We start from the raw sequence: 12693 nt of genomic DNA, 5'->3' as shown, positions 1-12693 counted from the left end.
AAAAAAGAAATCCGGCAATAGTAGCACGATCCACTTCGATGTTACGATAATCCTGTAAATGTAGTTGAATAAATAATCGCGGTGATAATTATTCTTCATACAAACCCTCCAAATGAATGCAGGTTAGTACATATTATTTAAAAGAAAATCATACCCGTAGCTATCTTGTCGGAATTTATGAATGAAAATACCGGCTATTCTTCCATCCGAAAAGCTAAACTATTCTCATAAAACAGTGTGTTATATATTTGATAGTTAAACTTATAGACCAACTTTGCCTACGATTATTCCGCTTTTATATATACTTGCCCTTTGTTGCATTCCACCGTAGACTGAAACCTCTAAAAATTTTTAACGTATGCCTACAGTTACTTCAGTCACCCGGTGAACAAATAAGAACAAAAACTTAAATATATTCGTAGAGTAATTTAAACTGAACAAAATATCAGAATTGCTGTATAATTGGTTTAAACGAAAAACTTCGATTTGCATATTTAATACGCTTCAATGACTATGGAAAAACTTTATGTACAATACGGATGTGGATTATCAGCTCCTCAGGAATGGATCAACTTTGATGTATCCCCAACATTAAGAGTGCAAAAAACTCCGTTGATTGGTTCCCTTTTAAAGAGCCAGTTAAATACATCATTTCCTTCCAATGTAAAATACGGTGATATTACCAAGGGATTACCGATAGCGGACAACTCCTGCGATGGATTGTATTGTTCACATACTTTAGAACACCTTTCACTTTTGGATTTCAGAGAGGCGCTGAAAAATTCATATAAAATACTAAAGAAGGGCGGCATCTTTAGATGTATAGTACCCGACCTTGAGCATATCAGCAGACAGTACATCAAAGATCTGGATAGCGGAGACAATCAGGCCAGCGTGAAGTTCATCAACAACACCCTCATGGGCATCACAGAGCGACAACGCGGTGTGAAAGGGCTCATCAATACATTTTTAGGCAATGCCCATCATATGTGGATGTGGGACACCAAATCTCTGGCGGAAGAACTTCGCAAAGCGGGATTTACAGCAATAAGAGCCTGCAAGTTCAACGACAGCGAAGATGCGATGTTTAAGCATGTAGAAAATGCAGAGCGCTTTGAAAATGCGGTGGCTATTGAGTGCAGGAAATAGATTATTAATAGTACGGGAGTACCATATGGTAAGCATACCCTACTCCTCATATCTAAACTTTTAAACCCTCCATTCTATTTCTCTATTGTAAGGTTAGTGCTTCTGTGTTTTCAGAGAAAATTTTCTGATACATCAATAACAATACATTACCATATACCATCAATCCCTTAAATTCCATCATTTTTCAATTCGTCATTTTCAACAGGAGCAGATTTATATAACACCTCTTCATTTTCCTAAAATCATGGAGATAGATGACCATTTACAAAGAAAACCTGCCATTTATAAACTGGATTAAAAAGGTATTGCTTTATAACTTATATAATTGTAGGTTTGTTTTGTAACCTAAAAATAATATTTAAAATGAACATCACATTTAACAAAGCCATTATGGGAGTAATGCTTATTGCACTCACTCAACAAGCGATAGGGCAAAACACCTTTCCCGCTTCCGGAGCACCAGGTAACGGACCAACAACGCCGAATGCCTCCAGTCTGCTGGACATCAACTCCACCAATAAGGGTTTCCTTATGCCAAGAATGACGCAAGCACAAAGAAACGCCATTGTATCCCCCGCGAGCGGCTTATTGATTTACCAAACCAATGGGGTAAAAGGATTCTATTATTACAATGGAACTACCTGGAAGGCTGTTTCCAGTAATGCCATATCGGGGCTGAGCAATAATATTTTCATTGGAGCAACGGCGGGTTTCTCAAATCCTACCAGTTCCGGAAATATCGGGTTTGGACGTGCAACTCTATATAGTAATGTGGATCGCATAGAAAATATTGCCATTGGAGATTCATCTCAATTTTTAACCGGTGTGGGTTCTATCGGTAATCAAGCTTATTACAATACATCCATTGGAACAAAATCTTTGCGTTTCAATACTACCGGTGCAAGAAATGCCAGTGTGGGGTCATACAGTTCCTATAGAAGTAATACAGGAAATGATAATGTATCAGTAGGATATAATGCAGCGTATTCCAATGAATTTGCTAACTTTTGTACTGCTGTCGGGACCTCTTCTCTTTTCGCGAATAAGAGCAGCTTTAATACTGCAGTAGGCGCAGAATCCGGTGATTTCGTAACTTTCAGTTCCGAATGTTCTTTCTTTGGATATGATGCTAACCAAACCGGTACGACTTCTTATATCAATGCCACCGCAATTGGTGCTTTCTCCCGTACAACCGGAAATGCACAAGTGCGACTTGGAAATTCATCTGTTGGTTCAATAGGTGGTTTTGTTAACTACACCAATGTAAGTGACGGACGTTATAAAAAAGAAGTAAAAGAGAATGTTCCCGGCCTGGATTTCATCAATAAGCTGAAACCGGTAACTTATCATTTAGATGTCAGAGGTCTGCGTTCATTTTTAAATGAAGATAAAAACGGAAGCGAAGGATCTGCTGCGACTGATGCTGCCCATAAGGAAAGAGTGGAGAAAGGCATTACTGAAAAAGAAAAAGTACTTTACTCCGGATTCATTGCTCAGGACGTAGAACGTGCGGCACAGGAAAGCGGCTATGACTTCAGCGGAGTAGATAAGCCACAGAATGATGGCAGCTTGTATGGCTTACGTTATGCTGAATTTACAGTTCCTCTGGTAAAAGCGGTACAGGAACTTTCTGCAGCGAATGCACAAACAACCGATCGGTTGTCAAAACTGGAAAAAGAAAATGCCGAATTAAGAGCCACATTAAAGCAAATGCAGGAATGTCTCCAGACGGTTTGCGAAAATCAGATGAAAATGCAAGGCTCAACGGGTATCAACCAGGCTCCTTTATTCAGTCTATCACCAAATCCTGCAAGTAGTATTGTAAAAATTACGATGGGGGACACCGATAAAAAGCAAGCGTATACGATTCATGTGATAGATGTGGCCGGTAAAACAGTTCACTCTATCTCAGCAAATGGCAATTCTGTTTATGATATGAATACTGCTTCTTTAAATAAAGGCACCTATCTTGTTCAATTGCTCCTTCAAAATGAATTGATCCAAACTGAAAAGTTGATTATACAATAATTCTTCTTCCATTAAATTTTTTATTACCTCTGAAGTCATCATGTAATGGCAGGTCGCGATCGGTCATTACATGATTACTTCAGGGGTTTTTTGTTTTCATCTCCTTTTATTAGTCAAAGTACAATTTCGAGTATAGTTTCTTTATAAGTATTTTGGGACGTATACTGCTTACGTCATTCGCTTCATTTTTTAATTGGCAAAATAGTCGACTCGACTTTTAAAATAGAATGCCATAAAAGCAAATGACATTCTACTAATAAATACTTCTACCGAAAATGTTTTGATTCCGACCATTTACATTTTAATAAATGCCATTTCTAAAACAACGGCAGTCCGGGCCTTCACCTGCATCTACTTTTGAACCGTTCTAACATATAAACCAAAAAAATAAAATGAAAACCATGAAAACAATTACTATTCTATTAGCCCTCGTTCTGATGAACGGATCAACGCATGCACAAGGCATCGGCCACTCCACTGTTTATTATGATTACTTCTCCAACCCCCAATTGCTTTATGCAAACGATGTAGCTGAAGACATTGTTGCCGATGCAAACGGCAATATGTTTGTTGCCGGTGAACAGATGAAGGAGATGTCGACGCAAGGCGTTAAAGTCATCAAATACAATAGCGGCGGTTCAGTTACTACAGAAGGCGTTTACAACAATACCAGCTACAGGGAGTATGTGAAAAAAATAATTTATGACGGTTCAACCTACTTTTATGTGGTTTGCAATGCTGTGCATGTAACGACCGGTGTTTCTTCATTACTTGTTCTCAAATACAGTGCTACCAATTTCACTACTCCTATAAGTACAAATTTTTTCACCGGATATTACAATCCTGTTGATGCAACGATTGCCGGATCCGGAAACTCAGGAATTCTGTTTATTGCCTGCAACAAATCAAACGGAAATGCGAGTTCACTGGCAGTGGTTCGCTTAACAAAAAGTTCGTTGGTCAACTCTTTATACATACAATATTTCTATTTGTACAACTATTTAAACACCTCTGATCAATTCCGTGAAACGCCCAAAGATATTTTGTACAGTCAAACGGATCAGGCGGTATATGTTGCCGGTGGCATAACCGATACTACTACCAACAAAACTGCCCATCTCATTATTCGTCTGGGAACAAATCTGGCATCAGTATATTCCATTGCCGGCACACTGGATTTTGGTCAAAATATTTACAATTCAGTAGCGCTTAACAGCAGTCATGTTTATGTAGCCGGCAGTATGCGTAACAATCCGAACAACAAACATAGCTGGGTTATTCGTCGTCTGAATAAATCAAATGGAGCAACAGTGAACTCCAGAACTTTTAATCCCGGAACTACTTTTTACTCCGAAGCGGTTAAAATAACACTTGCCACTGCCACCGATATCCTTGTAGCAGGTTATGCCAAAGATGCAACAACAAGTGTGTACAATTACCAGGTGGGTAAATATTCTGCAGACTTACTTAACCTTGCCTCCTACTATGGAACTTCCTTACCATACACATCCGTCCTCGTTGATGCCGTTTCCAATACCTACGGAACGACCTATTTAACGGGCATCAAAACCAATGGCTCAAAGAAAAATATGTTTGTTGCCGGATTCTATGCATTAACAGGTGGTTCCAACTTCTACAGAGATTCCATTGTAAACAACAATGCTTGCGGAAACAGAATCACCTTGCTTCCTTCAAATCTCTTTGCCATAACCGGCTATCAGGATAAAACCAGTAATGCATTTCAACTATCCGACTATAAAATGTTCACCCGCATTTATTCCCCCATCATCACCAGACTTGGAGATGAAACCGCAGCAGCCACCGTCTCTGCCTATCCCAATCCGACAAATGATTTCGTAAACATCAGCAGCGATCAATTGATCCAGCAGTATCGCTTGTTTGATTTGCAAGGAAGAACTATTTCTTCCGGTGTAAATACTGAAGACACTTACACGTTGCAATTATCGATAGGGAATCAGGCCCCCGGGATCTATTTCATAAGTCTGAATGATGGCAAAGCCATTAAAATAGTAAAAAACTAATTTCCATTTATCACTTTCCACCGGCAATGTACTCTTTCGGGTGCATTGCCGGATTTTTCATTTGGTTCACTTCGGTTGAACCGTAAAATGAAATCCTATCAAAACTGTTTAAGGTTTCGACTTCCAGATTTTATCTGCCGCTTCCAGATACTCCGGTAATGCCGCTGAACCATACCATTTATACAAAACGGGCTCCAGCAATTTCGCATTGATTGCAGGATCGGTAATTAAAAGTTCATTGGCTTCTTCTATCGTTTCAACATTTAGGATAAAGAGGCCACGGAAAGCATCAGCATTTTTCATAAAGGGTCCGGCGACGATGAGCTTTCCGATATCTACCATTCGGGTCATATTACTCATATGTCCGGAAAAGCAGCTATCGATAAATGATTTATCTGTTGTGGTATTGGAACCGGTCTTCAAAACTACAAACACATATTTTTTCATTCCATAATCATCGGCACTCAGTTTGTTTGCCAATGTGGAATCATAATTGGGGTTTGATGTTTGAGCTACAGCAACTGGGCTGAAAAAATGGAGAAGAATACAAGCAGCTACTATTTTCATGGAAAAGCCGTTAACCATTTTTCGATTAACCATAACGATTAAGCTTGTTTTGATTTTTTCCATCCCAGGAACAGACCTGAAATGATCAATAAAATTCCACCATACTGCATGACCTTTCCTGACATGGAAGTGTTGCCCATGCTAAAGGTAAAATGTGCTTTTCCAAAAGCATCCTTCTCCTCTTTGATATCAGAAGCGGATTCCGGGAAAATAATTTTCTGATTGGTTTGAATCAATTGTCCTCCGGCACTAGCTTCTGAAATCATCATATAGACATTATCTGAAACCTTTGTTACATCCGGATTCTTTGTATCCAGATCAATCACCCATTTACCGGTGGAATTCACTTTACAAACACCATAGGCATTAAAGGTAAGGGTATAGGCGCGATCCATGGCATCTTCTTTATATTCAAAATCGGAAAGGAAATAAGCAGGGAGGCCACGCTCGATCTGACGCTTCAGTAAGGACTGATTATTCCCCATGCTCCGTTTAAAATTATCCCATTGACCGGCATTCATTTTCGATCCATAGGTTACCTGGGCATTCCCTTTCTCGTCCAGCTTAAACTCTATGCTCACTTTGAACGGTTTAATTTCCTGCGCAAATAATACAAGGCTGCTAAGCGAAAGCAGCACTGTCAAACACATTAAACGCATAACAGAACATCTGTTCCTTTGGTTCATCATTGATTTTATTTTTGAATATAACATGATCTTTCTTTTTATAAAATTTAATTATTTGATGGAAGATTTCACCTGATTCAACACGCCGTTGTAACTTTCCGCTCCTTCTGCTGTGCCCATTATCACTCCAACCACTCCGCCGCTGCCTCTCTTCAAAAAGGCCTGCCATTGCAATGAACCGTTCATACTATTGGTAACACCATTGAATACCTGATAACTGCCACGGCTACCCGCTTGCTGGTATTGCACTTCTTGTCCGGAAGCATATAACTGCTGTTGAATAATCTGCAAAGCCTCATTGGCATTGTTGGCACCGGGAATCTGATACACCTGAATGGTGGCCATCTGATCGGGAGGAACCATGGCCGTGATGACTTGTGGTAAATTTGGAAAGGGTCTATTTACACGACTCCAATGCGAAGGATAATTAAAACTAACGGCCCCTGTATACGTAGCCATCCCTGAAGAAGAGCCACCGCCACCATTTCCTCCACCACCGCCGCCATCATTCCCACCACCGGTATTACCACCATCCTGATTACTTACTGCCACCATATTTCCACCGGCACCGGAAGGCAATGCTCCACCTGCCCAGCCTTCCGCAATTTTCTCCACCTTCTGACGCAGGAATTGATCATCTTTCAACTCCATGGGTGTAACTTGTTTTGCAATCAACTCACGCACATTTACAATACTGTAACGTTCATCTCCCATCTGCGCCGCTTTGATAAAATCATCCAGCGACTTCATTCCTTTCTTAAAAGCCGTCTCCGCATCTTCTCTTCCTCCCATACCTTCACCTCCAATACACGTTGCTTCAATCGCAAAATACTGCCCATTCACTTTAATGCCGGGATACGCATGACCGGGGATCAGATAAATGATGGGTTCAAGACCTGCTGCCATTAATACCGATGCATAAAACAAAGAAAGTTCAATACATAGTCCTGTATTTCCTGTCACCACTTCACGAGGGAGACGAAGGCTTTGTACCATGGACTGCAAATCATCAAAACGGGAAGGAACGCCGGAAGTACCGCTATACACCATATGACTTAAAAAGGTCCCCTGATAAACACCTAACAGAAACCGAACAGCCTCCTTGGGATCATTGGTAACCGAAGCGGTTTCACCTTTCAGCACTTTCTCCTTCAACTGTTGTGTATAATATTTGATGATGGGATCTTCAGGTGTAACATAACATGCCAATAAATCATTATTATCGTAAACATCACTATAACTACGAATTTCCTCCGGATTGATACAGGTGTACAAAAATTCATTTCTTCCTTTCATTTCAAATCCGAATTCCTGCTCCTGATCACCACCGGAAGATGAAATAGTAATCTTAGCTTTCTCTTTGGAAGAAGTAGTTTTCTCAATGATATTATCCTTGAAAGCAGGATAACAAGCGATCACAATAGACTGACCGGGATTAATCACCGATATTTTTCCCAGCTCCGTTTCGTCTACAAATTTTGGGATCTCATACGAAGCCTTTACGTTTTTAATGGGACGTGAACCGTTATTGGTAAGCATCATCTTAAAAAGAAAATAGCGGCCATCCAGTGCTTCCTCATTGCCATATACTTTATAGCAAGCGGGCATGATAACCGGCGTGTTTTCGATTTTAATTTCCAGATCATCTATACTTCCCGAGAAAAAATTCTGGTAACCAAGCATTCCGGCGCCAACCAGAACTAAAACAGCAGATAGTAAATACTTTTTCATTTCATTACTTTTTATGGGTGATTATTTCAGAGAACTAAATGGCATAATATGATAACGACTTAAGCGGTCGACGAGATCCTTCTTCATGGTCAACTGCTTCTCCCTTTTGGCATCCATTATTATCTTCATAAAACCAACGGCCGAATTAAAGCAAGTATTTATTTCGCCAATGCCGGGTGTATAGTTTCGTGCAACAGAAGGGTTGGATGTATTCATAGGTTTTAGCGAAACTGCAAAACGATCAAATGATTGCACTGCTTCCAGGGCGGTCGTAATTTTATTCTTTAAACCCGCTTCATCTACTTTTTTATCTCTGCGGTTAATGAGATCCTCCATTTCCAATGTATAGTATTCGATCCATTCTTCAAAGGAGGAACGGGCCTCATTGTACAATTTTACTCCATCGAAATAGCGGGGATCACTTTGCTGGACAAACATAATGAGTGTTTTTCCGTTATCCTCTGTTTGAGATTGTGCCTTCTTACATATTGAAAATAATTCATTTAAAGAAGCATTTTCCTGCGCAAATATTCCTGGCGAATAAAAGGTAATCATCACTATTACTGTGAAAACATTTTTCAATGAAAGAAATTGCGACGATAATATTTGCATAGTATAGTTCAATTTAAATACAGCCTAAGCGGTACCGACTATGAGCAAAAATAATAAAATGTATCATACTTCCAACTAAAATTTAAGATGGGTGGTATTATAGTACGAAATACGAAATACGAAAAGGGTGCGAAAGTACGAAATACGAAAGTTACGAAAAGTGTGAAAGTACGAAATACGAAATACGAAAAGGGTGCGAAATTACGAAATACGAAATACGAAAAGGGTGCGAAAGTACGAAATACGAAAGTTACGAAAGTTACGAAAAGAGTATGAAACCTGACTGCCGGCAAGCAGGTACGGAAGTACGAAACTGGCATTCCGGACGGGGCGATAGGTGTATGAAAGTGCGAAATACAGCAGAATAAAATATGAAAAAGCTCCATCTTTAGAGGTGTTGCTATCAAGATAGGGAGTGAGAAATTGAAAAGACTTAAGGCTGTGCCGGAAAAAAGTTTAAAGAAAACGGATGTGTTTTTCACCAGAATTGGTGATAGATTCTGCACTGGAATAAAGGACACAGGAGTTTTGAAACGGAAAAAATGAATTTGTACTTACACTTTGATTAAAAATCTCAATGTAGATAAGCGATAGTGTTTATAGTCTATACGGCAACTCTCATCTTCAAAAAAGATGAAAAACAGGGCTACAATGAATACATCCGGACTGCACTTTTCTGGAAATTTCTATCCGCTGAAGGTATAAAAATCGTAGGTGAAAGGTGCTTTTTCAAGGGCATATGACGACAATTTATTCAAGGACGGGGAATTCTTTTCAGCCGGACGAACATGTCGTGAATACATCTAAAATATTGATTTTATATGATTTAACAGAAAATAAAACGGGTAATATGTCATCTAAAAATGAATACTTATCAACTATTTTATTATTTTAAGTCTAATATCCGGGATTTTTTTATAAATTGCTGACTTATCCACTTTTTATTATAAACCAGTAAACCCTAAAACCAACAATGAAATTATTACGAAGTTCATTACGTTATATCTTCAGCAATTACACCTTCAAAGGCAGACACCGTTTATCCGATAAGCTCGGTTTGATGCTTGCTCCGAAAGATGTAGAAATTATAAAGTTAAATGATGTATACTTTCCCGTAGATCATCAGGTGGAATTTTACCGCTATATGTATTACGGTGTATATGAAGAACGATTTGTGAGTCACTTGAAAAAAGTGGTGCGTGAAGGTGATATCATCATCGAACCCGGTGTGAATGTAGGTTATGTGACGGCAGTATTGCAAGGTCTGGTGGGTGATACGGGTAAGATCTACGGCCTCGAACCTTCTATGACCTGTTACAATAAAATAACATCGTATCTGAATTGTTCCAATATTGTGTTGATGAATATGGCGCTTTCGAGTCAGGATGGTACCGCCTATTTTGTTGATACTCCCCGGGTAATTTCCCGCGGCTATTCCTTCCTCTCAGAAGTGGGTACGAAGAATGATGAAGACAATGAATATCTGATCGAAACGATTACCGTCGATACGTTGTGTAAAAAGAATAACATTGAAAAAGTTCGTTATCTCAAATTGGATGTAGAGGGTGCTGAACTGATTTCATTGAAAGGCGCTACAGGCATGTTGGCGAAGAAAAAGATTGACTATATCCTGGTGGAGACTTGTTTCTACGATACCCATAAAAACATGAACATGGAGATGGCTACATTACTGACAGGTTGTGGCTATAAACCCTATTTCCTGACAGAAGATAAACTTCAGCCGATAGATTTCTACTCTATTTCCGGGATCTGGCAGGATGTTATATGGACGCATATTGATAATGATTGAGTGTAGTGTATATGCGGATACTGTACCGGGTGTATGTAGCCGCGTTACATGTAACGCGGCTACATACACCCGCTGAGGAAACCAATTACAGACACCATTTACGAATTTCAACTACAGCTCCCTGCTATAGAGCACAGCTGATGAATACATTTACATAGAAGTCCGATCAGTTCGATCTGCTTTTAACTGCTTTAAATTCTACCAAACTACATTTTGGGTAACCATCCGCAGCAACATCCTTTGCCTGTTGAGTAAATTTCATATACATTTGTTATTGAAATCAATAGTTGTTCCTGATTTCACAGGACTGTATTTTAACTATTCAACGGACTTCAATTAGGACGCTGATCGTTAATAAGCCGGCCCAGCCATTTGAAATGATAACGATGCCTATCAATTAAAAATTTACACAAACATATATGATCATGAAAACAAAATTTATCTATTTAATTTTAATGGCTTCAATCCTTTCAAAAACGAATTGCGCTGCACAGGCTTTATACTTGCAGTGGGCAGTATCTTTTAAAGGATCAGGATCATCGGTCGGTACAAGTCTGGCTGTAAATACTAACGGTGATGTCTATACTACCGGATCCTTTATTGATACCGTCGATTTTGATCCGGGTCCGGGAATTTACAATGTCATCTCACCCGACACGAACTATGGTGATTGTTTTGTTGCCAAAATAACGGCCGCGGGAAACTTCGGTAATGCGTATTGGTTCGGCGGAATGGGCGCTCAGGATATAGGTTATGGCATCGCCACTGATCCACAAAACAATGTATATACAGGAGGATATTTTCATGCTACAGCAGATTTTGATCCTTCGCCGGGCAACACATTTAATCTTACTTCTGCGGGAAGCGCTGATTTCTTTCTTACAAAATCAGATGCTGCCGGTAATTTTGTTTGGGCCAAACAAGTGGGTGATGGAGGTAGTCAGGGTTGTTATGATGCCACAGTAGATCAGGCGGGAAATTGCTATGCCGTGGGTACATGGTTCAACGATCTCTTTCTTTATAAAACCAATAACCTGGGCGATACCCTGTGGACAAGAAGATATGCTGCCACTCAATTTATAAATCCCGGCTATGCAGTTACTACCGATGCAGCAGGAAATGTGTATATAACCGGATACCATTGGGGATTAAATTTATTTCCCAATCAGGGGAACACCGATATTTTTATTATTAAATATGACACAGATGGTAATTTGCTTTGGGCAAAAACTATGGGAGGACCTAATCAGGATTTTGGAAACAGCCTTGCCGTAGATGACTCGGGGAATGTGTATACATTCGGATTTTTCAATAGCACCGTTGATTTCAATCCGGGTTTTGGAGCCAGCGATACTTTCTTTCTTACCTCTGCAGGAGCGAGAGATGTTTTCGTTTCAAAATTAGATGCAGGAGGTAATTTTGTCTGGGCTCGACGGGCAGGCGGAACAGGGAATGATACTTCGTCGGAGATTGTGTTAGATGATCTTGGATTTATTTACATCGCCGGTGGATTTGCAGGAACATCTTCCTACGGCAATATCAGTCTGACTTCTTTTGGAAATGCAGATGCCTTTATCGCCAAGATGGATCCGGCAGGTAATTTTGTTTGGGCAAAACAATTTGGAGGAACCGGAGCAGACGGCTGTAAGGGTCTTGCTGTGGATGTGTCCGGGAACATTTATTTATCGGGTAACTTCAACGACACTGCTGATTTTAATCCGGAGACAGGAGTCTACAATTTAATTTCTGCAGGCTTCACTGATGTATTTGTTCTAAAACTTAGTCAGCAACCACTATCCATTGAAGAAAATGCGGCGATGGAAAATGAGATTTTTGTCTATCCAAATCCGGCGCAGGATGCGGTGACCATTAGCAGTAATAAAGAAATGATATCTATTCAACTCTACAATGCACTCGGCGAAAAAATATTGGATATTCCTTCCTTCCAAAAAAGTCACAGCCTGGATTTGAGCGAAATTCCTGCGGGAGTGTACATGATTGAGGCAAGAAATAAAGAGTATCTAGCTACAAAAAAACTAATAAAGCAGTAGTGACAGGTCGGTGTGTA

General features: G+C 39.8%; 9 protein-coding genes. 5 read left to right on the top strand and 4 right to left on the bottom strand.

Annotated features, from left to right (window positions below; genetic code table 11):
* Nucleotides 1–513: 513 nt before the first annotated feature.
* From IPJ86_14625 to IPJ86_14615, 3 genes are all read left to right on the top strand, one after another.
* Entirely contained in the window at nt 514–1149 is a 636-nt protein-coding gene (locus tag IPJ86_14625; protein ID MBK7888457.1) for a methyltransferase domain-containing protein, read from the top strand.
* A gap of 363 nt (nt 1150–1512) precedes the next feature.
* Nucleotides 1513–3177 carry a tail fiber domain-containing protein gene (locus IPJ86_14620; protein ID MBK7888456.1) on the top strand — a complete coding sequence of 555 codons (1665 nt, stop codon included), beginning with the start codon at nt 1513–1515 and terminating at the stop codon, nt 3175–3177.
* Nucleotides 3178–3578: 401 nt separating this feature from the next.
* Entirely contained in the window at nt 3579–5219 is a 1641-nt protein-coding gene (locus tag IPJ86_14615; protein MBK7888455.1) for a T9SS type A sorting domain-containing protein, read from the top strand.
* Between the two features lie 108 nt (nt 5220–5327).
* Here IPJ86_14615 and IPJ86_14610 read toward each other — a convergent pair whose 3' ends face one another.
* The 4 genes from IPJ86_14610 to IPJ86_14595 are packed head-to-tail and all read right to left on the bottom strand — an operon-like array spanning nt 5328 to nt 8815.
* Nucleotides 5328–5786, bottom strand: coding sequence for a hypothetical protein (locus IPJ86_14610; protein ID MBK7888454.1), 459 nt, complete (start codon nt 5784–5786; stop codon nt 5328–5330).
* A gap of 38 nt (nt 5787–5824) precedes the next feature.
* The gene (locus IPJ86_14605) at nt 5825–6475 is read right to left on the bottom strand and encodes a hypothetical protein (GenBank protein ID MBK7888453.1); all 651 of its coding nucleotides are present in this window, start codon (nt 6473–6475) and stop codon (nt 5825–5827) included.
* A 48-nt stretch (nt 6476–6523) separates the two neighbouring features.
* Entirely contained in the window at nt 6524–8203 is a 1680-nt protein-coding gene (locus IPJ86_14600) for a hypothetical protein (protein MBK7888452.1), read from the bottom strand.
* Between the two features lie 21 nt (nt 8204–8224).
* Nucleotides 8225–8815: a hypothetical protein gene (locus IPJ86_14595; protein ID MBK7888451.1), complete on the bottom strand. Its 591-nt coding sequence runs from the start codon at nt 8813–8815 to the stop codon at nt 8225–8227.
* Nucleotides 8816–9788: 973 nt separating this feature from the next.
* On the opposite strand from IPJ86_14595, the gene IPJ86_14590 reads away from it, so the two are divergent.
* Both IPJ86_14590 and IPJ86_14585 read left to right on the top strand, forming a co-directional pair.
* Nucleotides 9789–10625 carry an FkbM family methyltransferase gene (locus IPJ86_14590; GenBank protein ID MBK7888450.1) on the top strand — a complete coding sequence of 279 codons (837 nt, stop codon included), beginning with the start codon at nt 9789–9791 and terminating at the stop codon, nt 10623–10625.
* A 425-nt stretch (nt 10626–11050) separates the two neighbouring features.
* On the top strand, nt 11051–12676 hold the full coding sequence (locus tag IPJ86_14585; protein ID MBK7888449.1) for an SBBP repeat-containing protein: 1626 nt from the start codon (nt 11051–11053) through the stop codon (nt 12674–12676).
* Nucleotides 12677–12693 lie beyond the last annotated feature (17 nt).

It is taken from the genome of Bacteroidota bacterium, assembly GCA_016713925.1.
Classification (GTDB): Bacteria; Bacteroidota; Bacteroidia; order AKYH767-A; family OLB10; genus JAJTFW01.
This window is presented reverse-complemented; position numbering and strand designations above follow the sequence as displayed.

Coding starts and splice junctions, on each gene's coding strand:
- IPJ86_14625 (MBK7888457.1), top strand. CDS start 514: ATGGAAAAACTTTATGTACAATACGGATGTGGATTATCAGCTCCTCAG.
- IPJ86_14620 (MBK7888456.1), top strand. CDS start 1,513: ATGAACATCACATTTAACAAAGCCATTATGGGAGTAATGCTTATTGCA.
- IPJ86_14615 (MBK7888455.1), top strand. CDS start 3,579: ATGAAAACAATTACTATTCTATTAGCCCTCGTTCTGATGAACGGATCA.
- IPJ86_14610 (MBK7888454.1), bottom strand. CDS start 5,786: ATGAAAATAGTAGCTGCTTGTATTCTTCTCCATTTTTTCAGCCCAGTT.
- IPJ86_14605 (MBK7888453.1), bottom strand. CDS start 6,475: ATGATGAACCAAAGGAACAGATGTTCTGTTATGCGTTTAATGTGTTTG.
- IPJ86_14600 (MBK7888452.1), bottom strand. CDS start 8,203: ATGAAAAAGTATTTACTATCTGCTGTTTTAGTTCTGGTTGGCGCCGGA.
- IPJ86_14595 (MBK7888451.1), bottom strand. CDS start 8,815: ATGCAAATATTATCGTCGCAATTTCTTTCATTGAAAAATGTTTTCACA.
- IPJ86_14590 (MBK7888450.1), top strand. CDS start 9,789: ATGAAATTATTACGAAGTTCATTACGTTATATCTTCAGCAATTACACC.
- IPJ86_14585 (MBK7888449.1), top strand. CDS start 11,051: ATGAAAACAAAATTTATCTATTTAATTTTAATGGCTTCAATCCTTTCA.